This is a genomic window from Alkalihalobacterium sp. APHAB7 (assembly GCF_048323755.1).
Taxonomy (GTDB): domain Bacteria; phylum Bacillota; class Bacilli; order Bacillales; family Bacillaceae_F; genus Alkalihalobacterium.
In genome coordinates this window covers 280,912-305,555 of record NZ_JBLWFS010000002.1, presented here as the reverse complement: position 1 = coordinate 305,555, position 24,644 = coordinate 280,912, and the positions used below count along the sequence as shown (strand labels likewise).

Here is a 24,644-nt window from a genome sequence, read left to right as displayed (position 1 = left end):
TCCACCTCTAATATTTGTTAGACTTGTACTAATATTTTAAATTCAATCGCTTACATATTCAAGTGAAACATATTGTGGAATAACATAGACTTTTTAAAAATTTTGTGAAACATAATTCTAGTTCAACCGTATATAAAAAATAACACGAGTTTTGGAGGTTTAAAATGAGTTTAGTAATAGAGGATCTAACAAAGAAGTTTGGTAAAACAACTGCAGTCAATCATTTAAATTTGACGATTGAGAAAGGTCAAATGTTTGGTATGTTAGGTGCAAATGGTGCAGGAAAGACGACAACTTTTCGAATGATTTTAAATCTATTAGAACCAACAGAAGGAAAGATCTCATGGAATAACGAAAAGATCAATTATAAATCAAGTCAACTAATAGGATACTTACCAGAAGAAAGAGGGTTATATCCGAAACTTAAAGTGTCAGAGCAATTAATTTATTTAGGTAGACTAAGAGGTATGGAGAAAACTATCATTTTAAAAGAGATGAATCAATGGCTTGAACGTTTTAAAGTTCCTGAATACCAGAATAAAAAAGTAGAAGAGTTATCGAAAGGTAATCAGCAAAAAATTCAATTTATTGCTTCTGTGATTCATCGACCGGAGTTACTCATTTTAGATGAACCGTTTAGCGGTCTTGACCCTGTAAATGTTGAATTATTAAAAGAGGCAGTAATTGACCTTAACAAATCGGGAACAACGATCGTTTTTTCCAGTCACAGAATGGAGCATGTAGAAGAACTTTGTGAACACTTAGTAATATTACATAATGGTTCACCTGTTGTGGGAGGGAATATCCGAGATGTTAAACGGTCTTTTGGAAAAATGAATGTGGTCATCCGAGCAGAATTTTCACTCGAATTTCTTGATCAACTGGAAGGTATTCTTAAGGTTAAACATACGAAAGAAGGAGCTGTAGTTCAAATAGCTACTGAAGAAACAGCACACAAGTTATTTCAATTATTAGCAACAAAAGGGTTCGTTCGAAAGTTTGAAATAGAAGACCCATCGTTACATGACATTTTCTTAGAAAAGGTGGGTGCCCAATATGAATAAATTTTTTATTGTTTTAGCACATACTTATCTTTCAAAGTTAAAATCAAAATCCTTCCTCATATCGACGGCAATAACACTCTTATTTATTTTTGGCTTCATGAATTTTGATCGAATTATTACGGTTTTTGATCAAGATCAAAAAGAGAGCAGTGTTGTATTAGTGTTGGATGAAACAGGTCAACTTTTTGAACCGCTTAAACATACTGTCGGTCAAATCAACCCTACTGTAGAATTAAAGGAGTTTGGGGGCTCGTATTCGGAAGCGAAAACGTTAGTGATAGACCAAGAAGTAGAAGGTATGATTGAAGTTTCACTAGGGGAGACAGGGTTACCTGAAGGAAAATATTATGCGATGACAGTTGTCGAACAAATATTGCCTTGGCAATTAGAGCAGGCACTTCAGCAAGTAAAAGAAGAAATTGTGACATCAAGCTTAAATCTACAGCCTGAAGAAGTAGCTAGCATTTATGCCCCAATTCAATTCGAGCGCGTTGCGATTGCTGAAACAGCAAAAACAGAAATGGAACTGAACCAAGCACGTATTTTTGTTTACATCTTGCTTTTTATTATTTATTTTTCTGTCCTTATGTTCGGTAATATGATTGCGACGGAAATAGCAATTGAGAAGTCATCAAGAGTGATGGAAATCTTGATTTCTAGTTCCTCACCAGTTCAACAAATGTTTGGAAAAATATTTGGGATTGCTTTGTTAGGGTTAACTCAATATGTACTCATTTTCTTAGTGGGTGTTCTTTCCCTTAGACAAAGATTGTCAACGGACTCTTTTGATCCAGAATTAGGAGAGTTAATTGTAGGTCAAGGTATTCCGCTGCATTTGATTGGATACGCATTTTTATTTTTCATCCTCGGCTATTTCTTGTATGCAACGATCTCAGCTATGCTCGGTTCGCTTGTTAGTCGCATTGAGGACGTTAATCAAATGGTCACACCAATGATATTTTTAATTGTAGCTGCCTTTTTAATTGCCATGTTTGGTCTAGCTAATCCAGAAGCTAAGATTGTTACGGTGACTTCATTTATTCCATTTTTTGCACCGATGATTATGTTTTTACGCGTAGGAATGCTATCGCTGCCATTATGGGAAGTGCTGCTTGGAGTAGGGATTCTTATAGCCACAATCATTTTATTCGCTTGGATTGGTGCTCGAGTGTATCGCGGTGGTGTACTAATGTACGGAAAGTCGTCTTCATTAAAAGATTTTAAACGAGCATTACAGTTGTCCAAAAGAGAAAAATAATCGATTAGTTTGATTTGAAGTTCCTTTGAGTTTTCTATGTCTAGCTCCAGGTGCCATCGGCTCGAGGTCGCTTCGGTCCAACAAGCGTGTCTAAAGGGCAAGACACTTATTGCTGGCCCTCCAGCGCTTGTCGCCGATAAGCAGGCACCTTGCGCTTTTCTTTGTCTAGCTCCCGCACTCAGCGACTAGCGAGACTTCGCTCACCGCCTTACGATAAGTCAACATCGGTTCACTAGCGATCACCGTGTTTCCTTTATCTCATAAGGTGTGCTCCAGTCCGTACGTCGCTAACCGAGTGCTTGCGCTTTTCTTTGTCTAGCTCCAGGTGCCATCGGCTCGAGGTCGCTTCGGTCCAACAACGTGTCTAAAGAACAAGACACTTATTGCTGGCCCTCCAGCGCTTGTCGCCGATATGCGGGCACCTTGCGCTTTTCTTTGTAAATGTTATAATTTAACAAAATGTACTAGAAAGGGGGCGATGAGTATGTTTGAGGTGACGATTGATCTTCCTGTTATTTGGCTTTTACTCGGTGTATCAATGGTCTATATTACAGCCGCATTATCGAGAAAAGTTATGCATTGGCATTTTCAACGAAAGTACTTTGCTAAAAGCAATGATAGAGACAACGAAATACTCAATGTTACGCCACCACTACTCATCGTCCTATCGTTTATATTAATAAAAAGAAAGATACCGAGCTTTCATGATCGAAACTCGAAAAACGATGATGATGCAATTCCTTCCTTATTATTGAACGTATAAAACTCAATAATAAGGAGGATGTTCATTGAAACAGATTACGAATAAGTATATACTGTTCTTTTTATTAATTGGATGTACCCTGTTGCTTGCTAGTTGTGGAGCAACGACTCAACCTATTTCCGCAGAATCAACAGGAATTTGGAATCACTATTTTGTGTATCCCCTATCCTGGTTAATTACATTTGTTGCTCAACTCTTTAACGGTAGTTTTGGTTTATCGATTATTGTAGTTACTATTTTTATTCGCTTGGTAATTTTACCGCTAACTTTAAAACAAAACCGAAGTAGTCGCGCGATGCAAGCGATAAAGCCTGAAATGGAAGCTTTAAAAAGTCGTTATAATATGAAAGATCCAAAAGAACAGCAAAAGTTTCAAAAAGAAATGTTCAGTCTATATCAGAAACATGGGGTTAACCCTATGACAGGTTGTTTGCCAATATTCATTCAAATGCCGGTTTTAATGGCTTTTTATTTTGCCATTATGAGAACAGAAGAAATTGCGAGGCATTCTTTTCTTTGGTTCAATCTAGGTAGTCCAGATCCATTATTTATATTACCGATTGTTGCTGCGATTACTACTTTTATTCAAGGGAAACTAACGATGCGTACGCTGCCCGCCAATATGCAAGTCACAATATATATCATGCCTGCTATGATCTTGATGGCTGCTTTAGCGATGCCGTCAGCTCTAGCGTTGTATTGGGTAATCGGTAATTTATTTATGATCGTACAAAGTTACTTCCTTTTTGGAAGAACAAGAGATGTTGAGTTAAATGCATAAATAAGAATGAAAGAGGGTGACATCTTAGTCATCCTCTTTCATTTTTGAAAGTAGGAAATCATAAAATTCGAGATGTCTAGCTCCAGGCGCCATCGGCTCGAGGTCGCTTCGGTCCATCAAACGTGTCTAAAAGAGAAAGACACTTATTGCTGGCCCTCCAGCGCTTGTCGCCGATAAGCAGGCGCCTTGCGCTTTTCTTGTAACCATTCGCCCAACGTTGAATATGATGAAATGGATTAATCATGAGGAGGGCGTAAACATGTATAATAAACAGTACATGCAATCGCTATGTCAGCAATACATGAATCAGAATGTAATGGTACAAACGGCGGATCAACAAACGTTTCACGGTATTATCGAACACGTTGATAATGATCATGTATACTTAGCGGTGCCAATGGATGATATGCAGCAATCCGGTCATGGATATATGAGAAGCGATGAAAGACAATGGGGTTACCCCTACGGTGGATTTGGATATCCCTATGCTCCGTATCCATTCTATCCACGACCACGGCCATTTCGTCGACTCGTCTTGCCATTAGCAGCTTTAACTGCCATTTCGTTATTACCTTATTTTTGGTGGTAAGATTAAATAAAACATTTAAGGAGGCTGGGCCTCCTTTTTTTGTTTGCGCTGTTAGTTCACCATAGAGGAAAAAACAAGGAGGAGCAGAGAGAGAGGGGAAAATTAGGAGAAAGCGTAAACGAAAAGCACGGAATGATGAGCGGTAGAGGAACACCTTAGGGGAACCCAGGAACCCATCAACAAAAACGCCTGAATGGTATCCACTAGAGGAAATATCTATGAGAAGAGAACCGTCGTAAGCAACAGGAGATGGAATTGATGACGTGCTTATGGTTATCACCTCTTTACTCTTTTCTAAAGCAGTCAAACTATTTGAGTCTTGATAGAACACACGTTCACTTTTTGGTATAATAAAGCTATGAAAAACAGAAAGAGTTTCTATGAGGTGGTGAAACATTGAAACAGTTGCGTTTTATACATACTGCTGATTTACATTTGGATAGTCCTTTTAAAGGTTTGGCGCATTTACCTGAACCTCTGCTTAAACAAATATATCAAAGCTCGTTTTATTCATTTAGGAAAATAATTGACCTTGCGATAGAACAACAAGTTGATTTTATATTGATCTCAGGCGACTTATATGATCATGATCAAAGAAGTTTAAAAGCTCAACTTTTTCTTAGAAAAGAATTTGCAAGATTAGACGAAGAAAACATTCCAGTTTATATTATCCACGGGAATCACGATCACCTTAATGGTAATTGGGTGTCTGTGAGTTGGACAAATAATGTTCATTTCTTTTCAAGCGAAATAGAATGTAAACGTTTTGTTAGTTCAAATGGTACAACAGCTCATATCTACGGGTTTAGTTATCAGGAGCGAGAAATATATGAAAGAAAAATTGACCAGTATAAAAAAATCGTGGGAACAGACTTCCATATTGGAATGCTTCATGGGCAAGAGCATAGTATAACTGGTCACAATCCATATGCACCATTCCATACGAAGGAATTAGAAGAAAAAGATTTTAACTACTGGGCTTTAGGACATATACATCAAAGGATTCAACTAAAATCAGCAATTTTCTACCCGGGAAATATTCAAGGCAGGCATAGGAAAGAAACAGGGGAAAAAGGCTGTTTATTAGTAGAGATCGATGAAACAAATGATGTTCATGCCGAATTTTATAAAACAGCTCCATTACTTTGGGAAACGTTAGAAATTCCCATTAACAACATCCAAACACATGATCAATTTTTAGCTTACTGTGAACAAATGATTGATGATAGACGGACATTAAAGAAAAGCTTCATGTTACATCTCCAATTTACGGGGGAAGGACCAATTTCAGATCTCTTAGAAGAAAAAGATCAGATAGAGGATTGGATAACACATGTGAATGAAGATCAAGACGATGAAGAAACTTTCGTTTGGATTTCTTCGTATGAAAATAACACAAAAAAGAAATGGGATATCCATCAATTACAACAGCAAGATGACTTTTTAGGTGATATTACGAGAGTTACGGCGGAATTAATTGAAAGTTCTCATGAGGATGTAAAAGAAGTACTTAAAGAATTATATAATCATCGAAAAGCTAAACCATTCCTAGAGCCATTGAGTTGTGAGGATCTTGAAAAACTACTAGAAGATGGCCGAGATCTATTATTAAAAGAATTATTAAAGGAGTGGGGTTAATGAGAATTACGCACTTACATATTTACGGATATGGAAAATTTTGCGATAAGCAAATTAACTTCGATTCTACAGGATTACAAGTTATATATGGGGAAAACGAAAAGGGGAAGTCTACAATAAAATCGTTCGTCACAGTGATGTTGTTTGGTTTTCCGACAAAATCTCAAGCAGGTGCCCACTATGAACCGAAGCAAGGAGCAAGTTATGGTGGTAAGTTAACTATAGAAATGAAAGAGGTAGGTAAAGTTACGATTGAAAGACAAAAAGGGAAAAATAATGGGAAAGCTGCAGTTTATTTTGAAGATGGAACGGTTAGTGGTGAAGAAGCATTACACAACCTGTTAGGTGGGATAGATAAACGGGTCTTCTTAGGTATATTTTCATTTAGTGCTAGTGATTTACAAAAAATGGAGCAGTTAAAGACGGAAGAATTAAACCAATACTTGCATGGTGCAAGTATTTGGGGGAAAGGTTCGTTAAGTGAACTTGAGAAAAAGATTGAAAAAGGACAACAAGAATTATTCAAGCCAAGTGGGAAAAGGCCTATTCTTAATGAAAAATTACAACAGTTAGAAGAGATGAAGAAAAGTTTAAAACAAGTTGAGAGTCAGCTCAATCATTATAATGAATTACTAGTGCAGCGAAGGGACCTTCAATCTCAATATGAGCAGATCAGCGAAACTATTAATTTGTTAAAAGGCAGAATAAAGATACAAGAAAAATTAAAGATTATCGAGCCATTGTATGTTCAGGAAACGGGTATCGTTGCACAACTAGAGCAACTTCCATTTATTGAAAATTTTCCAATCCACGGTATTGATGCAGTGAAAGATAGTATAGCAAAAGAACAGGCATTGAAGGAGCAGTTAGTCGACTTAGAACTTAAGTTAAGCGAACAGGAGCAACAAACAAAGGAAGGTACACTAAGAGCTAATTTTGAACAAATTAAAGAACAAGCACTACTGCTAAAAGAGAATACTTATGAGTATGAAAGATTAAAAGAAGAGTTATCTAGTGTAGATCTAGAGTTGCATAAAACCAATCAACTAATTGCAGATCATACAGAAAGATTAGGCCGTGATTGGAATACTGAAACCGTATTGCGTGCAGAAACTAGTTTAACAGCAAAAGAAGAGTTAAAAACACTAGTGCAACGAGAAAGAAAGTCTCTTTATGAACAAGAACAGTTAGAGGTTGAACTGAAGACGAAGTCCTTTCAACTTGAACAAGCGAAAGGAAAGATGAAAGACATACATGGACAGTGTCTGTCAATCATAGAGAAAGAAGAAATCGAACAAGAGTTGATAAATCTTAAAGAGAAAAGATCCAAAAGACTTGAGTTAGAGCAACAAATTCATTGGCAGAAGCTTCAGCCCAAAAGCTCTGATCATCAAAAGAAAAACCGGTTTTATCTTATCCTTATATCTCTATTATTATTTGGGATGGTGGGATGGTTAGTATATATACAACAGTGGATTCCTTCTATTCTGGCATTTGTTTCGGCTGCTATCATGCTTTATATGAACAGTACTGTCAAAATGAGTAATGACCAAATGGTTCACCCTGAAATTGTAGAACAGGAAAAAAAGTTAGAACACTTAAGAACAACTCATGAGTTAGAAAGAGACATTGAACAATTAGAACGGACGCTTAACGATAATACTGTTAAAGCAAATCAATTAGAGATAAGGCAACAACAATTGTCACAAGATGAAAAAGGGTATCACCTATTATTAGCAGCTATTGAAACTTGTGAAAACGAGCTTGAACTTATCCATAATCAATTAATGGAATGGTGTAGAAAATATCAATTTGGTCATCATGGTAATTGCCAACATCATTTAGAATTGTTCGACCTTATTGTTGACACGAAACAACTAATAAACGATCAAAAGTACTTTAAAAAAAGAAAATCAGAAATTTGTGAGCGACTCGAGGAAATTCACAGCTTAGGACAGAAAATAGCTGGTGAATTGTTCATAAAAGAAAACGAGAGTTTTGCTGTACTTGTACATAAAATTCATGAAGTGATCGAGCTAGAAGAAAAATCAAGAATGCAAATTTTAGAAACAAACAAAAGTGTGGAGAAACTCAAATCCGAAATAGATACACTGAAAAAGAAAATTCAGTATTTACAAGAAGGTCGTTTTGAATGGCTAGAGAGGGGTTCAGCTAGAGCGGAAGAAGAATTCTTTTATTTAGCTGACATTGCAATTGAAAGACAGGCGCTTAACAAAGAATTAGTATTTCTTCGCTCCCAACAAGCCCAAATTGCAACTGAAAGTTTAACTAAAGAAGAAGTAGTCTCTCAATTAGAGCAAGGGCTCGTTACCATAGAAGAAGGTTTAGTTATGTTAAATGAGCAGTTAGCAGAAGCAGTAGAACGACAATCGGCACATCAAAAACAACTTGGGAAAATAGATCATGAAATTGAACAATTGGAAATAGGAACGAATCATTCTCAACTCTGTCAAACGTATGAATTAAAAAAATCAGAATTCCAGGAGGTTGCCAAAGAATGGGCAACCTTGCGACTCGGCCAATTCATATTGAAGCAGGCTAAGTCGATTTATGAACTGGAAAGGCAGCCTGTTGTTATTCAAAAAGCAAAAGAAATTTTCTCACAGATGACAAATGGAGAATATACTCACTTATTTGCGCCTATTTCAGAAAATACATTCATTGTTGAGCGACATGATGGGGTTCGATTTTATCCGGATGAGTTGAGTCAGGGGACAGGTGAACAATTATATTTATCCCTTCGACTCGCTTTAGCACTGGAGTATCAGGTAAAATCTCCTATTCCAATTATTTTAGATGATATTATGGTAAATTTTGATGATGTAAGAAAGGTTAACGCCAAGTCAGTCATAGAGGAAGTAGCTAAAAAGCACCAAATTCTTTTCTTTTCATGTCATAAACAAATTAAAAACCTTTTTCAACAAGAGTCAACGTTCGTACTGTCGTAATCATGTTTCTTTATAAAAAGAAATAGATTTGATAAAATATGAATTATATGTGATGACGCATTTGTTTGAAAGAAGTGAAAAAATCCTGCTGATGAAGTGGGATTTTTTTAAAATTATAGCTGAATAAAATTATACAGTTGATATTCGTTGATTTTGAAGCACTGCCGTTTGTAAAGTCAACTTCTTGTTAATCCTAGGAGGGATAAGAGTATGAATCAATTTATTGTACATTTAGTAGAAGATGAAGAAAACCTGTCTCAAGTGTTAAAGGCCTATTTAGAAAAAGAAGGCTGGTTTGTAAAAGCATTTGATAATGGTGATGCAGCCGTTCAAGCGATAGAAGAGAAACCACATTTATGGATATTAGATATTATGCTACCTGGCACAGATGGTTATCAAGTATTGAAGGCGATAAAGGAACATAGTGATACACCAGTTATTTTTATATCCGCTCGTGATCAAGATTTGGACCGAGTTTTAGGGTTAGAAATGGGTAGTGATGATTATTTGGCAAAACCGTTTTTACCTCAAGAACTGATTATTCGAACAAAAAAATTGCTTTCACGTGTGTATGGCACTGGACAAAACGAACAACGAAAGATTGAACTAAATGATTATCTTATTGATCCAGTTGGCAGAACGGTGATCGATAAGCACGGGCCTGCTGATCCAGTTGATTTAACGACAAAAGAAATGGACTTAATCTTATTGTTAACAGGAAAAGTGGGTAAAGCTTTTTCAAGGGAAGAAATAATTGAGCATGTTTGGGGAGAAAACTATTACGGTTCGGAACGAGCAGTTGATGATGTCGTAAGACGGGTTCGTAAAAAGATGCCTCGCGTACACTTAGAAACTCTTTATGGTTATGGATATCGAGTCTTATCATCATGATTAGAGTTAATTTAACACAGAGGATTTGGCTTTCGTTTATTTCGTTAATTGTACTCGTTGGCCTCTCCATCATTATTATCTATCCGATCTCCCTTAAAGGAACCTTGACGGAAGAAACGTATCGAATTATTGAACAAGAGCAGGCGAGGTTTGCTAATCCCTACAGTGAATATTTTACGCCACCACAATCAGAGGTCGATTTCATCGAACGGCGTGAAGCGGAACGGTCTGTAGGACACTTGTTTGTCATTAACCAATATGGTACACGTCGTGGTGACTCTGTGCCGAACGAAGTTCTTCAAGAAATGGGTGAAAACGCGTTTGCTCAAGAAACAACTAGAGGGCGTTACGAATTAACCTATAACGGAGCTACTTTATTTTATGTGATTACGAAAATTAAGACGACAAATGAGGAAGCTTATCAAATTTCTTACATGTGGGATACGTATCGCGATCGAATGGTTAATAGACTTTGGGAACGATTACTTTATATTTTACTACTTACGAGTGCATTAAGTTTATTACCAGCGATTTATTTGAACCACTATTTAAGACAACCTCTTACGGTATTGGGAAATCACTTTGAACAAATTGCTAAAAGAAATTGGCAAGAACCTTTTATATGGAAGGGCGATGATGATTTCCAAAAGTTATCTTACCAATTTGAACGAATGCGGCAAAACCTGATGCGTTATGATCGAGCACAAAAGACATTTATACAGCATGCTTCCCATGAATTAAAAACACCAATTATGGTTATCAAAAGTTATGCTCAAAGTGTAAAAGACGGGATACTGCCGAAGGAGAATATTGAAAGTACAATGAATGTAATCCTTGAGGAAGCGGATCGAATGGAGCGCCGTGTAAAGGATATGTTGTACTTTACTAAATTAGACTCTTTAAAAGATGAGGATCCGGTTCGCGAGGAAATTACGTTTGGTGCCATCGCTTTCCACTTAGAAGAACGTTTTCGGATTCAGCGTGAAGATGTGACGTTCATTATTACCGGAGCTGATGTTAAATTAAGAGGAGATAAAGAACAAATACAAGTATTATTAGAAAACTTTATCGAAAATGCGCTTCGATATGCCAATCAGAAAATATATATTAAAGCTGAAAAGAGCGAACAAACCGTAAGACTTACCGTTGACAATGACGGTGATCAAATATCTGTAAGTGATATTCATAATATTTTTACCCCTTTCCATAAAGGAAATAAGGGCCAGTTTGGATTAGGATTAGCTATTGTAAAACGGATTGCGGAATTACACGGTGGATACCCTGGCGTTGAAAACAGAGAAGAAGGTGTGAGCTTTTTTGTAGTATTACCGCATGATGGTGAGTCAAAAAAGAAAAAAATAGAGTAAAAAAAGAGGAATAAAGAAAGAAGGTCAATCACTAATGGAGCAGCAATTGGAAGAAGAAAGAGTGAGTAAGAAACCATTAATTATGCTCATGTTAAATATGTTTGTCATTATGATGGGAATTGGATTAGTTATTCCAATTCTTCCATACTATATAGAACAATTTGGTGCTTCAAGTATCGAGCTTGGTATTCTTATTGCGATTTTTTCTTTTATGCAATTTTTGCTAGCACCATTTTGGGGAAGGCTTTCGGACCGTGTAGGAAGAAAACCGTTAATTGCCTTAGGAATGTTTGGTTTTGCAATAGCTGAATTTATTTTTGCATTTGCTACGCAACTTTGGATGCTTTTTCTTTCAAGAATGCTAGCCGGAGCATTTGGGTCTGCGATCATGCCGTCAGCGATGGCCTTTGTATCTGATCGAACTTCAGAACAAAAAAGAGGTCAAGGAATGGGAATGTTAGGAGCCGCTATGGCTCTAGGCTTTGTAGTGGGGCCAGGGATTGGAGGATGGTTAGCAGAAATCAATCTCGCTGCACCGTTTGTGTTTGCAGGGATTGCTGCTAGTATTGCCGGATTGTTCTCCTTATTTTTATTACCTGAGTCACTTCCAAAAGAACAAAGAGAAGCAAATGCAGTGAAACAAAGTGAAGTAAAACAAAGTCAAATGGTCCAGATGGGAAAAGCAATCAAGAGCCCGATTGGATTTTGGTTAATCCTTGTTTTCGTAATGAGCTTTGCCCTAGCTAACTTCCAAACAATCTTCGGAATTTATGCACTGTATCAGTTCAATTACTCTCCTAGTCAAGTAGGGACGATCATGGTATTTGTCGGTGTCGTCGGTGCTGTTGCCCAAGGCGTTCTTGTCGGTCGTTTAACAACAAAGTTTGGTGATGACAATGTTGTGTTAGGCGCCTTATTAGTCGGTGGAATCGGGTTTATATTCATGTCCCTTGCTTTTAATTTTACCACCGTTCTTTTGACAACTTGTTTCTTTTTCTTAGGTAACTCCATATTGCGTCCTGCATTAAATACGACGCTGTCAAGATTAGCAGATGGACATCAAGGTATGGTCATGGGCCTAAATAATTCGTTTATGAGTCTAGGAAATGTCGTCGGTGCTTTAATAGCAGGTGTTTTATTTGAAGTAAATATCTTTCTGCCATATAGTTTAGGGGCTGTGACATTGCTAATGGCATTTTTTGTTACAATTTATTGGTTATCTCGAAAAAAACGACGACAAGCCGTTATCTAATTACATTCTCTTTACTTAATGTAAAAGAACTATATGATATACTAAGAATAAGAAAACTGTTGAAAGTGGTGTAATTATGAGTAAAGGAATTGTCCATTATCGAACTGGGGATTCTTTAGATAGTTACTTTTTAATAAAAACAGCAACCAAAGGAACAGCTAGCAATGGTAAACCTTTTTTGACACTTATATTAAGTGACAATACAGGAGAGGTTGAGGCGAAACTATGGTCTTGTTCCCCTGAAGATGAAGCGACGTTTAAAAGTAAAGAAATCGTTCATATTATTGGTGAGCTTTCTGAGTTTCGCGGAAAGAACCAATTGAAGATTAATAGTATTCGCCCTACTACAGCAATGGATAATGTAAAAATTGCAGATTTTATTCGATCGGCCCCCATTTCTCCTGAGGAAATGCTAGAGAATGTCACTCAATATATTTTTGATATGAGAAATGCCAATATTCAAAGGATTACAAGGCATTTATTAAAGAAGCATCAAGAAGCTTTTCTTGAGTCGCCGGCAGCCACGAAAAATCATCATGAATTTGTGTCTGGCTTGGCCTATCATGTGGTATCGATGTTAGACTTAGCCAAATCAATTTCGGTGCTGTACCCTAGTCTAGATACTGATTTATTATATGCTGGAATTATCTTGCACGATTTAGGTAAAGTAAGAGAATTGTCTGGTCCTATTGACACAATCTATACGATTGAAGGTAAACTTCTTGGACATATTACTATTATGGTTAATGAAATTGCGGAAGCAGCGAAAGAACTCGGAATAGACGGTGAAGAAGTACTCATTCTTCAACACCTTGTCCTTAGTCATCATGGTAAAGGAGAGTGGGGAAGTCCGAAGCCGCCTCTTATTCGTGAAGCAGAAATTCTTCATATGATTGATAACGTCGATGCGAAGATGAATATGATGGATCGAGCCTTAGAACGAGTCCAGCCAGGAGAGTTTTCAGATCGAGTTTATGCTCTAGAAAATCGTTCATTATATAAGCCTAGTTTTCATGAAAAACCCTTAGACATTTAAAATCTAATAATCTCTTTAAAAAAACTTCCTTTCATTCTTAATTTAGACATACAAAAAAAAGACAAGCATAGATTAATAGAAAGACAGTGAAAGGAAGGGAGATTTATATGAAAAATAAACAAATGCAAATGATAGTCCTCGTATGTATCGGTCTTTTACTATTTCTTGTTTCAGGACTAGACTTTTCATCAATTGTGTTACTTAATGCTGAACCGTGGTGGATGTATTTTGTTATATTAGGGATTATAATTAGTGCTTATTATTTTATAAAACATTCGCTAGAAGATAAAAAAGTGGATGATGAGTTTATTGAAAAAGAAGGACAAGTTTTTATGGAACGAATACAAGAAGATCGGGAAAAGCGTAAGCGTTATAGTGAAGAGCCATAAGTGAATTCCACTTATGGCTCTTTTCTCAGCGCTTAAAAGATAAGAAAATTCGAAGATGTCTAGTGTAAGCTCCCAGCGACTAGCGAGACCTCCTTCACCGCGGTAGGATAAGTCAACCGACTCACTACCGTTCGTCGAGTGTACGGTTCAGTCCAGTCCGTACGTCGCTAAACAGGCGCTCACGCATTCCTTGTCTAGCTTCAGGCGCCTTACGCTTTTCTTATAAAACGGTTAGCAGTATGCTGCACCGACAATGACTAATAAGATAAATAAAACTACGATTAAAGTAAATCCGCCAAATGCTGGAGTTGCTTTTGTCATTTCAATCATCCTTTCAGTGACCTAATTAGTTATCGTAACTATATAACACCCTATGCAAGATGAATGAAGGGTGTTCTAGGCGGATTTAAGAAAATAGCTGTGTTAGATTATTCTGTTGGTATCCGTTGATTTTGGGCTCATCGTGTGAAATGTTAATATCACACGCCTTTCAGAAACTGAAAGGTTGAAGTAAGGAGCCGAAAATAACAAAATTCTTTAACAGCGCTAAAAAAAATAAAAAAACAGGTGAAGCGAAATGCTTCACCTGTAGTTATTATTGTTTAAAAAAGTTCTTTAAATTGTGGATCATTTACCTTTATATTTGCTTCATTATATAGTTCTTCCATAACTTCATCATACGTCTTTACAATGACACGCTTATCGGTTACTTTAATGATGTGGTAACCATATTCAGTTTCTACAAGGTCACTCACTTCACCAATTTCTAGGTTAAATGCAGCTTCCTCAAATTCAGGAACCATTCTTCCTTTTCCAAAAAAGCCAAGTTCGCCACCTCTTTGAGCTGAACCGGGATCGATTGAATGTTCAGTAGCTAGTTCTTGAAAATCTTCACCCGCATTGATTTTAGCAAGTATTTCTTCAGCTGTTTCTTTTTCTTCAACTAAGATATGACTCGCTTCAACTTCGAGTTGATCTTCATCTATAATTTCAAGGTCAGCTTCAGCCATGTCTTGAGTCATTAAACCTTGGATAGCAAGTCTTGAAATAATAAATTCATTTTTAAATTCTTCCATTGTTTCTACAGGCAGACCAAATTGCATTTGAAGAATTTGTAATAGTTCTTCATCTGTTTCTACACCAAATTCTGCTTTAAATGTATTCACTTCTTCTTCAACCTTTGCCGGGTCAATTTCAGCATTAGCAATGACTTGATCTAAAATTTGTTTTTCAACCATCTCTTTTAATAATTCATCACCATGTCTATCTTTTAATTCTTGAATAAAAGCTTCTTCGGTAACTGAGATATTAGATCCTTCAACAATAGCTCCACCTGTTGCACCGCCATCATTTGCACAAGCCCCTAATAATAGCGCTCCAGATAAACTAAGTGCCAGAATACTTTTTTTCATCATGCTTGTCCACTCCTCAACCAATATGATTTCCTTTTTCCTTGCGCACTCTCTACTATAACATAATCTTTATGGAAAAGAAAAAGGCTATTTTATTTTCAAAAGCTCTATGCTATGCGTGAAGAGCCAAGCATTCAGTTGGCTTACGGTCCAAAAGCAAGGAGCCACAATCTTTGAGGAAAGCACTTTTTAATCAATTTCCAGAATTGGTGCATTCGCCCAGTACGTTGAAATGATTTGTGCATAGGATATGGTAACGAAGCAATGAGGAGGTGTTATAGATGTCTCACGCATACTACGGTGGATTCGCGTTAATTGTTGTGTTGTTCATCTTATTAATCATCGTTGGTGCATCTTGGTACTAAGAGATACCGCTAAATAAACCTCGATCATTTACTTCTATTTAATTGGATCAAAGGCGGTTCTTTCGAGAAGTTGCCGAAAAATCAGAATCAATTTAAAGGAGGATGTATTATGTCACACGGATATCATGGTGGATTCGCGTTACTAGTAGTATTATTCATCTTGTTAGTAATCATCGGAGCTAGCTGGGGTTACGGTTACTAATCATTCAAAAATGTAACACAAAAAGGATGAGACCACGTCTCATCCTTTTTGAAGTTAAGATATTATAGATTGTAAGCAAAGAAGTACATTTGACGTAGTAAACAATTAGGAATTAAGTATATGTGCAACTACGCCTCTGTCTTCGCTTAAACGCTTGCCAATGGGCAAGTTTTCTTTATCGCTTTGTATTATGTGAAGAGTATCTTTACATAGGTTGATGTCAATAAAATAGTAATAAGAACATTTATTGTACGAAAGACGATAGGTTGTCTTTCTTCAGGAATTTCTTTTTGCAAACATAAAGCATTCGTCATAGAATTAAAGATAAATAAAATAAATAAGGCAAATATAGCAAATATAAAAAGCATGAAGGAGCCTCCAATATATTTAATAAAAATAAGATGGACGTGACGCAGCATATTCTTATAAAATTACTTTAACAAAAGATTCGTGAAAAAGATAGTTGTTCGCTTGAAGTTCTAAATATGATCAACATTAGTAACTAATTATTATAGGGGGTGTAATGTGAAAAAGGCGATCAATTGGAAAGTAAGTTTTTTAGTTTTGGCCAGTATCAATATCATCTTATTACTTACAGTCTTAATTATCATTTTAACACTCTTTCCAGCCGTTGATAAGAAAGAGTATTTAAGAATTCCTGATGTAACACCTGAAGCAAACTTTACGATTCATACGACGAGAGATGAATTAAATCAACTCATTTCGCTTAAACTTCTCGAACAACCGAATCACCTAGTAACATATGATGTTTATTTATCGGAAGAGCAAATTGAATTTAAGACGATGATACCGATAATGTCTAGGGAGATTGGAATACAAGTAGATATGGTTCCTGAGGTTGCACCTAATGGGGACTTATTGCTTAACATCTCAACTATTTCAATGGGGCACTTTCAAATACCGCGGCATTTAGTTATGCAGACGCTTATGGATTACATTTCATTTCCACCCTATATAAAGATTTTTCCTAATGAACAATTAGTACATCTTAACATGTCAGAAATTACAGAAGAAGAGAATATTTCATTTTATTTCAATAAGTTTGACCTATCTCATAATGAAATTGAATTGTTACTAAAAGTCCAATAACTAAAGGCTGACTCGGCTTTTACAGTTTTCATAAACTTTGTTGCTATTGGACCGCTTTTTTAAAGCTTCACGCTAAAGCGTGAGGAACCAAGCTTTCGTTTGGTTAACGGTCCAATAGCTAGCGGTAACAATCTTTTAGAAAAGAGCCTTTAGTATATGTTCTTCGGGTGTCAGCGTTTATGTTGTACTGTCACTATAAGGGAGTTATTCATGTAAAGTTAGCTCGCTTTATTTAATAATATATGAAAGCCGTCCAGGTGATCCTCAATGAAGGATGATTTGGGTGCTTGAATTAAATGATTAACATAAATAATATCGTACACACTAAGTCCAAAATTGATCGTTGCATAAATCGCCAAGTAGGGGAGATGTTCTGGTGAATATATAGCCCCAATGGTTGAAAATAGAGTAAACGTAAACAACGGAAATAATGAAGAAGTTATACATAATCTTTTTGAAATTTTATTTGGAATATAACAAAATAAGATCGGTACTTTCGCTGTACGTTTTATCGTCAATATCGCTCGTTTTCCGCATGACCAAATTGGTAAACAATGTAGTAATTTATGAATTAAAGGAACTAAAAAAAGACCAACAATAAAGGGAAATATTCCATATTGGTTAACTGTTGTAATTTCGACAAATGAACTTAAAAATAAATAGAAAAAAAGAAAAAATAAAATAGCAGCACTTATGGATACAATGGCAAGTCTTGTACGACCGAAATCGCGTGTAATATTAACAGATTTCCAGCAAAACAAGGTGAATGGCACCTCCTTAATCTATTTGAATAATTTACGACGATTTTGCTAGAAAATCAATAGGTATGACAAAAATATTAAATTTTCTATGTTTAACGACAAATGAAATATAAAGGGAGGGATAGACATGAGGGTGTACGATGAAGACGATTATTTAAGTAAATTAAAGTTTCAACATCGATTGTTATTGAAGATGATTGATAGAAATTCGTTTCCTTTTTATTCTCTTGCACTTGAAAAAGACTTGTCCGAGGGCGAAGTAGAACAAGTATTGATGTTGTGTCAAGAACTGCAAAAAGAATACGAGGAGCAGTGCGAACTTGGTTTCGTTCATCATACACCGCTTCTCGTACACTTTGTCGGAATGTTGCCTGAAAAATTACCGATAGCTGAAACTTTACAAGCTTTAAAAGCCCAAAATTTATATATTGACTTAATAGATGTGTTACAAAGAGCAGAAAAAAGAGTAGAGGAAGACTAATTAATGTTAAGCTTTCTTATCTTGTTTCTGCGGGCTGCTGAGGTTTTAACGTTCCATCTTCGTCTGTAAACTCATTTTCAAATTTATCTAGTGTCTTTTCGAAGATTTCTATAAAGTCTGGACCATAAATATGACGAACGATACTCATTAACTCAGAAAACTCAGGAAATTTACCATATAAGTCTTTAATCGGCAGGGCACCGCCATAAATACTGTATGTCCCTGGGTTATAACACTCTAACGTTTTAAGAAGTAATTCCTCACCTGCCGGCGTTAAATAAACATAAGTATTTCGTTTATCATTTTCTTTTTTTGAAAAAGTAAGTAGACCGCGTTCTTCAAGCTTTTTAGAAAAGTTGAAAGCTGTTGAGACGTGCATAACCCCGAATTTCGCAATATCAGAGATTGAAGCCCCCTCCAAGTAATAAGCAATCCATAGAATATGATGTTCATTGATATTTAAATCAAACGGTTTAATCCATGACTGCCAATCTTTTTCAACAGATTTCCACAAAGCCTTACTGAGTTGAGCAACCTTGTGGCTAAACATTATTGACTGCTTTATAGAGTAAGGTACGTTATGGTCCATTGTTCTCCCCCATTACTAAAATATTTTTATACTATATTTTCTTTATATTATGACAAGAAATTGTATATTAATAAAGAGAAATTTTAATTTTTTTTAAAAAATTAGATAATTTTGTGAATGAATATTCAATCAGAAAGTTTAATCCTAGGAATTTTTATACCGTTTAACTAGCGCTAAGGCTCCACTTTAAGCCTTTAAGGAAGCAAAAAAGGCTTAAAGTGGGAGACGATTGAACACAGAATAAGGTCGCCACGTCCTGTGGTTGCGTCTGTGTGATCCACATCGTGTAGGCCTCAGTAACAACCAAATTGGTTTGACTAATTTTCAGTGGGAGATGAGGAACCCCCCACTGAAAAAGCTTTATTTTATGTGTTACGGCTGTTTTGGAACACTTCCTGTAGTTCATCTATTTCTTTTTGGAGTTGTTTTATAGCGGGTTCGACCTCTTGCTTCCAATCGTCAATTGAAACTTTTACATCCTGAGAAACAACTTCTATTGCTTCTTTACTAATTTTGGCTGTTTCAGAAAATTGATCTTTAAGAGAGAGAGTTTGTTCTTTCGTCTCATTTAGATTTCTTTTTATTAAATTCACAGAATTTGTAAGCGAGGCTTGAACCTCTTTTCCAGACTTAGGTGTCACTAGAAGTGTAGTAAGGCTTGCAACCGCACTTCCTGCAATTACTCCGTATATCAAGGATTTAAGTTTCATAAAAATAACCTCCGAATGAATTTATTAAATTAGGAAATTAGACAATCGTTCCAACATATAATAGTTAAACTCAACACTGTCACACTATAAAGGAGGCTTACAATGAGTGGATTAATTTTTGCTTTCTTTGCCTTTGCCACTTTACTATTCTTTAGTACGGGCTATACTTTATTATTTACAGCGGAACGGGCCCAAGATTATGACGAAAGGAACAAATGGAAACGATATGGACTGAAGATGGGTATTTTATCGTTTCTATTTCTAGGTATGGGAATATGGTTATATGTCACCTATTATTAAATTTTTAACAAAGCACCTCCAATGAATTTGGAAGGTGCTTAAAAAAATTTCTTATTAATGATTGTTTCTAAACGTGATCATAAACTTGCGTAGTGCCTCACAAGCTTCTACTGGAACTGCATTATAAGTTGATGCCCTGCACCCACCAACAGAACGGTGTCCATTTAGACCAACAAACCCTGCAGCTTTTGCTTCAGCTAAGAATTTTTTATTCAACTCTTCACTTGGGAGGTTAAATGTAATATTCATAAGAGAACGACTGTCTTTTTCAGCATGACCACAATAGAAGTCATTACTTTCATCAATGGCATCATAGATGAGTTTAGCTTTCTCAATGTTTCTTTTTTCAACCGTTTGAACGCCACCTTGTTCTTTTACCCATTCGAGTACTTTAGCTAACATATAAATAGCGAAAGTAGGAGGAGTATTATAGAGTGAATTAGCATCTGCGTGGGTAGAATATCGTAAAATTGACGGTATATCTTGTCGTGAATTTTCAATTAATTGTTTTTTTAAGATAACGACTGTTACTCCAGATGGTCCCAGGTTCTTTTGGGCTCCGGCATAAATCATGGAGAAGTTCTCTACTTGGATGGGACGACATAAAATATCACTAGACATATCAGCTATTAGCGACGTATTTTCAAATTCAGGGAACTGATGCCACTGTGTTCCATAAATCGTGTTGTTTGATGTAACATGCAGGTAAGCGTCATTTTTATTAATTGAAATTTCTTCTACATTAGGTATGGAACGATATCCTTGTTCTTTCGTTGAAGCACCGATGAACGTTTCCCCGATTAATCTTGCTTCTTTTAAAGCTTTTTCTGACCAAGAACCGGTAAGCACATAATTTCCGATTTTTCCTTCTTTAAGAAGATTCATCGGAATTTGCGCAAATTGAAGGCTTGCACCACCTTGAAGAAATAGAACTTCGTAGTCGTTCGGAATTTGTAACAGTTCCTTTAACATAGATTGAGCTTGTGTATGAACTTCATCGTATTCTTTACTTCGATGGCTCAATTCCATTACAGACATTCCAGTTTGTTTGAAATTCACAAGTTCATCCTGCGCTCGTTTTAAAACTTCTAATGGTAATGCAGATGGTCCCGCATTAAAGTTATATGCTCTCTCCAAGTTTTCCACTCCTTTAACTCTTTAAAACATTAAGGTTTATAATACTCCTATACTATCACGGGTAGTGTCTTGTTTCTATTATTTTTTTAATTATTAATAAATTTGTCTTTTATTTAAAAAGCGCTGTTAAAGAGTATTGTTGATTTTGGGATCATTCCTCAACCTTTCAGTTCCTGCAAGGCGTGTGAAATTAAAATTTCACACGATGAGTCCAAAATCAACACCGGATATCAACAGCATTATTTAAGATAGCTATTTAAAAAAGGCTCTTTTCTAAAGGCTCTCTTCACAAAGATTGTTGCTCCGTGCTTTTGGACCGTAAGCCAAGCGAATGCTTGGCTCTTCACGCTATGCGTGAAGCTTTTGAAAACGGTCCATAAGCAACAAAGTTTACGAAAACAGCCTTTCTAAAAGAAACATAGTATACGTAACAGCTAATTCGAAGCATACAAAAAGTGAGACTGGATTGCAGCCTCACTTTTTTAACTTATTTAATTCCGGCGGCAATTGAAGTCGCCATTTCTTGTAGTTGTTCAAATGAATATTGACTACTATGGTCTTTCCATACTGCACCAAATCCGTCACCTTCACCATAGCGAGGAATAAGGTGAATATGATAATGGAACACAGTTTGTCCTGCAGCTTCACCATTGTTATTAACAATATTTAAACCAAGTGGCTTAAATTGTTTCTTAATAGAGTTTGCAATCTTTGGAATTACACTAAAAAGGTGTGAAGCGACATCTTCGTCTAATTCAAAAATGTCCTCTTGATGTACTTTAGGGATGACTAAAGTATGTCCTTTTGTTACTTGGCTAATGTCCATGAACGCTAAAACATGCTCGTCTTCATAAACCTTTGCGGCGGGAATTTCCCCCTGTACAATTTTACAGAAAATACAGTTTGGATCGAAATTGGTCATTAATTATCCCCACTTTCAATTTAATGGTACTTTTTACTATATGTAAAGGATACCGTTTAATAGAGGGGGATGCAACAAACTAACTGAAGAGGTATTAAAAAGTAAGTAAACAAAGTTAATTACTCTGTTATAAAACAGTTAGTAATTTTAATAGAATTATCATACAGAATATAGACACAGACTGAGCGGTTTGTTATAATTATTTTAAACATTATAAAAATATAAAAATATAAAAATTTTAAGTGTGGAGAAGATATCTATTAGGGGAGGAATACAGTATGCATGTACCTTTAGTTTTAACTCATTTTTTAGACAGGGCTGTTAGTCTTTATGGAGAGAAACTAGCAATCATCGATGACACTAGAGAATTGACGTATAACCAATTAAATGAAAGAGTCAACCGTCTTTCACACGGTTTGAAAGCGCTTAATATTAAAAAAGGCGACAAAGTTGCCTACCTTGCACCAAATACAATAGAAATGCTAGAAGGTTTTTATGGAGTGTATCAAGTAGGTGGAGTAATGACTCCTTTAAATACTAGATTAAAGCCAGAAGACTATGTCTTCATTTTAAATCACAGTGAGAGCCAAGTTTTATTTGTAGATGAAGAACTCTACCCTTTAGTTGAGCCAATTTTGAATGAGTTGAATACTGTTAAGAAAGTGATCATTCATGGTGCGACTAAGGCTTATGAAAATGCCGAAAGCTATGATGAATGGTTAAATCGATATCCAACAACAACGTTTGAGCGAGTGGAGTTAGAAGAAACGGATGTGGCTAGCCTACTATATACTAGTGGAACAACTGGAAATCCAAAGGGTGTACTACAAACACATCGTGCTAACTATCTACACGCTTTAAGTGTTCAGCACCATTTAAAGGTTTCAGATGAAGATAGATTGCTTCATATTTTGCCAATGTTCCACGTAAATGGCTGGGGGTCTCCGTTCTATTATACAGCCAATGGAGCAACTCAAGTAATGCTTCGTAAAGTAGATCCAAAGGTGATCTTAGAAAAAGTTCAGAAGTACAATATTTCGATTATGCACATGGCACCAACCGTGTTAAATATGATCTTAGAAGAGTATGATCTAACTAAACCAACGATTGATCAAGACGTTCGTGTCGTCATTGCGGGATCTGCACCACCGCCAGCGTTTGTAAGACGTGTCGAAGAAGATCTTGGTTGGGAGTTTATACAAGTTTATGGTATGACTGAAACATCGCCGCTAATTACGGTTTCTAGAATTCGTTCTCACCTTAGTGAATTACCAAAAGATCAACAATACCGTTTAAAAGCAAAAACGGGATACTCGATGATTGGTACACAAGTTAAGGTAGTAGATGAAAATGGAGATGAAATTCCGCACGATGGAGTAGCAATAGGTGAAATTGTAACGCGTACAAATGGTGTCATGGAAGGTTATTTAAAAAATCCAGAGGCGACAGCAGAAACGATTCGTAACGGTTGGCTCCATACAGGTGATATGGCAACAGTTGATGAGAATGGATATATTGAAATCTGTGATCGTAAAAAAGACGTCATCATCAGTGGTGGAGAAAATATTTCTTCTATTGAAGTTGAAGGGGTTCTTTACGATCACCCAGCCGTACTTGAAGCAGCAGTCATTGCTGTTCCGCATGAAAAATGGGGAGAAGTTCCGCATGGTGTAGTTGTTCTTCGCGATGGGGAAACGCTTACTGAAGAAGAACTGATTGCATTTTCTCGTACAAAGCTTGCTAATTTTAAAGCACCAAAAGGAATTACATTTACAGACGCACTTCCAAAAACAGCGTCTGGTAAAATTCAAAAAGTAGAAATTCGTAAAGAGTTCTGGGGCGAACGTTCTCGACTTGTTAACTAACATCGAACAAAGGCTGACCTTGTGTCAGCCTTTTATTTTTACCCAAATATTCTCCGCGGTCAGTTTTCTTTTTTGTCAAATCGTTTGTATATCGTTTGTGATATACTTTGTTTGATTATAGGAAAGGTAGGAGTGGCAGATATGAAACGAATTTCAATAATATCACTATTTATTCTACTAATGGCTTCTTTTTTAGCAGGTTGCGGGCAAGACGAAGCTACACACCATCAAGGTCACGAAGCAGGTCATGTTGAACACTATAAAGCGGATATGAGAGAGACAACAACTTCTATTGAAGAGCTTCCTAGTTTTTTAGAACATTATCATTCTAATATTATAGATATCTATGAACGAGTGCCTTATTATCAAGATCTTTTAGAGCATATTCCTTGTTACTGCGGGTGTTCTGATTATGTGTCTCATCGTCATACTTACGATTGCTTTGTTCATGAGCACTTTGAGAATGGAAAAGTTCAATGGGATGATCACGGTGCAAGATGCGGAGTTTGTTTGGAAATTGCCCATTATTCCATGAGATATTACGATGAAGGAGTTTCTCCAGTAGAAATTCGACAGATCATTGATGAAATGTATAAAGAAGGTTTTCCGGAGCCAACAGACACACCAATGCCTATTTCTTAAAAAAGCAATCATTAAAAGAGGCTGTTACCCATAAGTGTTAGACATCGTATAAAGGTAGCTGTTGCAACAATATGCACCTATCTTTAGGTTCTCTAAAACTTACATAGGGGACAGTCTCTTTATTCATGTATGATGATCGTTTAAAGGCAAA

Annotated in this window: 27 protein-coding genes; 19 read left to right on the top strand and 8 right to left on the bottom strand. The window is 36.3% G+C overall.

Annotated features, from left to right (window positions below):
* The first annotated feature begins 164 nt into the window (after nucleotides 1-164).
* From ACNSTQ_RS03870 to ACNSTQ_RS03815, 12 genes are all read left to right on the top strand, one after another.
* Nucleotides 165-1,064 carry an ABC transporter ATP-binding protein gene (locus ACNSTQ_RS03870; protein ID WP_418198527.1) on the top strand — a complete coding sequence of 300 codons (900 nt, stop codon included), beginning with the start codon at nucleotides 165-167 and terminating at the stop codon, nucleotides 1,062-1,064.
* Nucleotides 1,057-2,322 carry an ABC transporter permease gene (locus ACNSTQ_RS03865; RefSeq protein WP_418198526.1) on the top strand — a complete coding sequence of 422 codons (1,266 nt, stop codon included), beginning with the start codon at nucleotides 1,057-1,059 and terminating at the stop codon, nucleotides 2,320-2,322. Before ACNSTQ_RS03870 ends, ACNSTQ_RS03865 begins: the two co-directional genes overlap by 8 nt.
* Before the next feature lie 484 nt (nucleotides 2,323-2,806).
* The gene (locus tag ACNSTQ_RS03860) at nucleotides 2,807-3,085 is read left to right on the top strand and encodes a hypothetical protein (RefSeq protein WP_418198525.1); all 279 of its coding nucleotides are present in this window, start codon (nucleotides 2,807-2,809) and stop codon (nucleotides 3,083-3,085) included.
* Nucleotides 3,086-3,119: 34 nt separating this feature from the next.
* Nucleotides 3,120-3,866 (top strand): membrane protein insertase YidC, encoded by a 747-nt coding sequence (yidC, locus tag ACNSTQ_RS03855; RefSeq protein WP_418198564.1) that lies wholly within the window; start codon nucleotides 3,120-3,122, stop codon nucleotides 3,864-3,866.
* Between the two features lie 259 nt (nucleotides 3,867-4,125).
* Nucleotides 4,126-4,455, top strand: coding sequence for a hypothetical protein (locus tag ACNSTQ_RS03850; protein WP_418198524.1), 330 nt, complete (start codon nucleotides 4,126-4,128; stop codon nucleotides 4,453-4,455).
* Between the two features lie 396 nt (nucleotides 4,456-4,851).
* Nucleotides 4,852-6,093, top strand: a complete 1,242-nt coding sequence (locus tag ACNSTQ_RS03845; protein WP_418198523.1) for a metallophosphoesterase family protein — start codon at nucleotides 4,852-4,854, stop codon at nucleotides 6,091-6,093.
* Complete coding sequence (locus ACNSTQ_RS03840) at nucleotides 6,093-9,062, top strand: AAA family ATPase (protein ID WP_418198522.1); 2,970 nt, start codon at nucleotides 6,093-6,095, stop codon at nucleotides 9,060-9,062. The genes ACNSTQ_RS03845 and ACNSTQ_RS03840 overlap by 1 nt, the downstream gene beginning before the upstream one ends.
* Before the next feature lie 210 nt (nucleotides 9,063-9,272).
* Nucleotides 9,273-9,953 (top strand): response regulator transcription factor, encoded by a 681-nt coding sequence (locus ACNSTQ_RS03835; protein ID WP_418198521.1) that lies wholly within the window; start codon nucleotides 9,273-9,275, stop codon nucleotides 9,951-9,953.
* Nucleotides 9,950-11,320, top strand: coding sequence for a sensor histidine kinase (locus ACNSTQ_RS03830; protein ID WP_418198520.1), 1,371 nt, complete (start codon nucleotides 9,950-9,952; stop codon nucleotides 11,318-11,320). Before ACNSTQ_RS03835 ends, ACNSTQ_RS03830 begins: the two co-directional genes overlap by 4 nt.
* Nucleotides 11,321-11,354: 34 nt before the next feature.
* Nucleotides 11,355-12,572 (top strand): MFS transporter, encoded by a 1,218-nt coding sequence (locus ACNSTQ_RS03825; RefSeq protein WP_418198519.1) that lies wholly within the window; start codon nucleotides 11,355-11,357, stop codon nucleotides 12,570-12,572.
* A 76-nt stretch (nucleotides 12,573-12,648) separates the two neighbouring features.
* Nucleotides 12,649-13,608 carry a 3'-5' exoribonuclease YhaM gene (gene yhaM / locus ACNSTQ_RS03820; RefSeq protein WP_418198518.1) on the top strand — a complete coding sequence of 320 codons (960 nt, stop codon included), beginning with the start codon at nucleotides 12,649-12,651 and terminating at the stop codon, nucleotides 13,606-13,608.
* A 107-nt stretch (nucleotides 13,609-13,715) separates the two neighbouring features.
* Entirely contained in the window at nucleotides 13,716-13,997 is a 282-nt protein-coding gene (locus tag ACNSTQ_RS03815; RefSeq protein ID WP_418198517.1) for a sporulation YhaL family protein, read from the top strand.
* A gap of 231 nt (nucleotides 13,998-14,228) precedes the next feature.
* On the opposite strand, the gene ACNSTQ_RS03810 is transcribed toward ACNSTQ_RS03815, so the two are convergent.
* The gene (locus tag ACNSTQ_RS03810; RefSeq protein ID WP_418198516.1) at nucleotides 14,229-14,318 is read right to left on the bottom strand and encodes a YjcZ family sporulation protein; all 90 of its coding nucleotides are present in this window, start codon (nucleotides 14,316-14,318) and stop codon (nucleotides 14,229-14,231) included.
* A 281-nt stretch (nucleotides 14,319-14,599) separates the two neighbouring features.
* A complete protein-coding gene (locus tag ACNSTQ_RS03805; RefSeq protein ID WP_418198515.1) occupies nucleotides 14,600-15,412 on the bottom strand; it encodes a foldase protein PrsA in 813 nt (270 codons plus the stop codon).
* A 278-nt stretch (nucleotides 15,413-15,690) separates the two neighbouring features.
* Here ACNSTQ_RS03805 and ACNSTQ_RS03800 point away from each other — a divergent pair, with 278 nt between their 5' ends.
* Nucleotides 15,691-15,774 carry a YjcZ family sporulation protein gene (locus ACNSTQ_RS03800; protein ID WP_075387556.1) on the top strand — a complete coding sequence of 28 codons (84 nt, stop codon included), beginning with the start codon at nucleotides 15,691-15,693 and terminating at the stop codon, nucleotides 15,772-15,774.
* A gap of 109 nt (nucleotides 15,775-15,883) precedes the next feature.
* Nucleotides 15,884-15,976, top strand: a complete 93-nt coding sequence (locus tag ACNSTQ_RS03795; protein ID WP_216829380.1) for a YjcZ family sporulation protein — start codon at nucleotides 15,884-15,886, stop codon at nucleotides 15,974-15,976.
* 188 nt (nucleotides 15,977-16,164) lie between these two features.
* On the opposite strand, the gene ACNSTQ_RS03790 is transcribed toward ACNSTQ_RS03795, so the two are convergent.
* A complete protein-coding gene (locus ACNSTQ_RS03790) occupies nucleotides 16,165-16,344 on the bottom strand; it encodes a hypothetical protein (RefSeq protein ID WP_275119576.1) in 180 nt (59 codons plus the stop codon).
* Nucleotides 16,345-16,501: 157 nt separating this feature from the next.
* On the opposite strand from ACNSTQ_RS03790, the gene ACNSTQ_RS03785 reads away from it, so the two are divergent.
* A complete protein-coding gene (locus ACNSTQ_RS03785; protein WP_418198514.1) occupies nucleotides 16,502-17,086 on the top strand; it encodes a DUF2140 family protein in 585 nt (194 codons plus the stop codon).
* 218 nt (nucleotides 17,087-17,304) lie between these two features.
* Here the strand turns inward: ACNSTQ_RS03785 and ACNSTQ_RS03780 are convergent, their stop codons facing one another.
* Complete coding sequence (locus ACNSTQ_RS03780; protein ID WP_418198513.1) at nucleotides 17,305-17,847, bottom strand: DUF3267 domain-containing protein; 543 nt, start codon at nucleotides 17,845-17,847, stop codon at nucleotides 17,305-17,307.
* A gap of 127 nt (nucleotides 17,848-17,974) precedes the next feature.
* Between ACNSTQ_RS03780 and ACNSTQ_RS03775 the strand changes: the two genes are divergently transcribed.
* Nucleotides 17,975-18,328, top strand: coding sequence for a DUF1878 family protein (locus tag ACNSTQ_RS03775; protein WP_418198512.1), 354 nt, complete (start codon nucleotides 17,975-17,977; stop codon nucleotides 18,326-18,328).
* A gap of 16 nt (nucleotides 18,329-18,344) precedes the next feature.
* Here the strand turns inward: ACNSTQ_RS03775 and ACNSTQ_RS03770 are convergent, their stop codons facing one another.
* Nucleotides 18,345-18,917, bottom strand: coding sequence for an HTH-type transcriptional regulator Hpr (locus ACNSTQ_RS03770; RefSeq protein WP_418198511.1), 573 nt, complete (start codon nucleotides 18,915-18,917; stop codon nucleotides 18,345-18,347).
* A 365-nt stretch (nucleotides 18,918-19,282) separates the two neighbouring features.
* Nucleotides 19,283-19,627 (bottom strand): YtxH domain-containing protein, encoded by a 345-nt coding sequence (locus ACNSTQ_RS03765; protein ID WP_418198510.1) that lies wholly within the window; start codon nucleotides 19,625-19,627, stop codon nucleotides 19,283-19,285.
* Nucleotides 19,628-19,729: 102 nt separating this feature from the next.
* Between ACNSTQ_RS03765 and ACNSTQ_RS03760 the strand changes: the two genes are divergently transcribed.
* Nucleotides 19,730-19,927 (top strand): hypothetical protein, encoded by a 198-nt coding sequence (locus ACNSTQ_RS03760; protein WP_418198509.1) that lies wholly within the window; start codon nucleotides 19,730-19,732, stop codon nucleotides 19,925-19,927.
* 54 nt (nucleotides 19,928-19,981) lie between these two features.
* On the opposite strand, the gene serC is transcribed toward ACNSTQ_RS03760, so the two are convergent.
* Both serC and ACNSTQ_RS03750 read right to left on the bottom strand, forming a co-directional pair.
* A complete protein-coding gene (gene serC / locus ACNSTQ_RS03755; RefSeq protein ID WP_418198508.1) occupies nucleotides 19,982-21,064 on the bottom strand; it encodes a 3-phosphoserine/phosphohydroxythreonine transaminase in 1,083 nt (360 codons plus the stop codon).
* 487 nt (nucleotides 21,065-21,551) lie between these two features.
* On the bottom strand, nucleotides 21,552-21,986 hold the full coding sequence (locus ACNSTQ_RS03750) for an HIT family protein (protein ID WP_418198507.1): 435 nt from the start codon (nucleotides 21,984-21,986) through the stop codon (nucleotides 21,552-21,554).
* Nucleotides 21,987-22,264: 278 nt separating this feature from the next.
* Here ACNSTQ_RS03750 and ACNSTQ_RS03745 point away from each other — a divergent pair, with 278 nt between their 5' ends.
* Nucleotides 22,265-23,851 carry a long-chain-fatty-acid--CoA ligase gene (locus tag ACNSTQ_RS03745; protein ID WP_418198506.1) on the top strand — a complete coding sequence of 529 codons (1,587 nt, stop codon included), beginning with the start codon at nucleotides 22,265-22,267 and terminating at the stop codon, nucleotides 23,849-23,851.
* Between the two features lie 141 nt (nucleotides 23,852-23,992).
* Entirely contained in the window at nucleotides 23,993-24,493 is a 501-nt protein-coding gene (locus ACNSTQ_RS03740; RefSeq protein WP_418198505.1) for a PCYCGC motif-containing (lipo)protein, read from the top strand.
* Nucleotides 24,494-24,644: the final 151 nt, after the last annotated feature.

What these genes read in the sequence shown, in the direction of transcription:
- ACNSTQ_RS03805 (WP_418198515.1), bottom strand. Translation starts at nt 15,412, where the DNA reads ATGATGAAAAAAAGTATTCTGGCACTTAGTTTATCTGGAGCGCTATTA.
- ACNSTQ_RS03750 (WP_418198507.1), bottom strand. Translation starts at nt 21,986, where the DNA reads ATGACCAATTTCGATCCAAACTGTATTTTCTGTAAAATTGTACAGGGG.
- ACNSTQ_RS03830 (WP_418198520.1), top strand. Translation starts at nt 9,950, where the DNA reads ATGATTAGAGTTAATTTAACACAGAGGATTTGGCTTTCGTTTATTTCG.
- ACNSTQ_RS03850 (WP_418198524.1), top strand. Translation starts at nt 4,126, where the DNA reads ATGTATAATAAACAGTACATGCAATCGCTATGTCAGCAATACATGAAT.
- ACNSTQ_RS03740 (WP_418198505.1), top strand. Translation starts at nt 23,993, where the DNA reads ATGAAACGAATTTCAATAATATCACTATTTATTCTACTAATGGCTTCT.
- ACNSTQ_RS03840 (WP_418198522.1), top strand. Translation starts at nt 6,093, where the DNA reads ATGAGAATTACGCACTTACATATTTACGGATATGGAAAATTTTGCGAT.
- ACNSTQ_RS03790 (WP_275119576.1), bottom strand. Translation starts at nt 16,344, where the DNA reads ATGCTTTTTATATTTGCTATATTTGCCTTATTTATTTTATTTATCTTT.
- ACNSTQ_RS03795 (WP_216829380.1), top strand. Translation starts at nt 15,884, where the DNA reads ATGTCACACGGATATCATGGTGGATTCGCGTTACTAGTAGTATTATTC.
- ACNSTQ_RS03765 (WP_418198510.1), bottom strand. Translation starts at nt 19,627, where the DNA reads ATGAAACTTAAATCCTTGATATACGGAGTAATTGCAGGAAGTGCGGTT.
- ACNSTQ_RS03760 (WP_418198509.1), top strand. Translation starts at nt 19,730, where the DNA reads ATGAGTGGATTAATTTTTGCTTTCTTTGCCTTTGCCACTTTACTATTC.
- yhaM (WP_418198518.1), top strand. Translation starts at nt 12,649, where the DNA reads ATGAGTAAAGGAATTGTCCATTATCGAACTGGGGATTCTTTAGATAGT.
- ACNSTQ_RS03860 (WP_418198525.1), top strand. Translation starts at nt 2,807, where the DNA reads ATGTTTGAGGTGACGATTGATCTTCCTGTTATTTGGCTTTTACTCGGT.
- ACNSTQ_RS03865 (WP_418198526.1), top strand. Translation starts at nt 1,057, where the DNA reads ATGAATAAATTTTTTATTGTTTTAGCACATACTTATCTTTCAAAGTTA.
- ACNSTQ_RS03745 (WP_418198506.1), top strand. Translation starts at nt 22,265, where the DNA reads ATGCATGTACCTTTAGTTTTAACTCATTTTTTAGACAGGGCTGTTAGT.
- ACNSTQ_RS03815 (WP_418198517.1), top strand. Translation starts at nt 13,716, where the DNA reads ATGAAAAATAAACAAATGCAAATGATAGTCCTCGTATGTATCGGTCTT.
- ACNSTQ_RS03770 (WP_418198511.1), bottom strand. Translation starts at nt 18,917, where the DNA reads ATGGACCATAACGTACCTTACTCTATAAAGCAGTCAATAATGTTTAGC.
- ACNSTQ_RS03835 (WP_418198521.1), top strand. Translation starts at nt 9,273, where the DNA reads ATGAATCAATTTATTGTACATTTAGTAGAAGATGAAGAAAACCTGTCT.
- ACNSTQ_RS03870 (WP_418198527.1), top strand. Translation starts at nt 165, where the DNA reads ATGAGTTTAGTAATAGAGGATCTAACAAAGAAGTTTGGTAAAACAACT.
- ACNSTQ_RS03825 (WP_418198519.1), top strand. Translation starts at nt 11,355, where the DNA reads ATGGAGCAGCAATTGGAAGAAGAAAGAGTGAGTAAGAAACCATTAATT.
- ACNSTQ_RS03800 (WP_075387556.1), top strand. Translation starts at nt 15,691, where the DNA reads ATGTCTCACGCATACTACGGTGGATTCGCGTTAATTGTTGTGTTGTTC.
- ACNSTQ_RS03775 (WP_418198512.1), top strand. Translation starts at nt 17,975, where the DNA reads ATGAGGGTGTACGATGAAGACGATTATTTAAGTAAATTAAAGTTTCAA.
- ACNSTQ_RS03810 (WP_418198516.1), bottom strand. Translation starts at nt 14,318, where the DNA reads ATGACAAAAGCAACTCCAGCATTTGGCGGATTTACTTTAATCGTAGTT.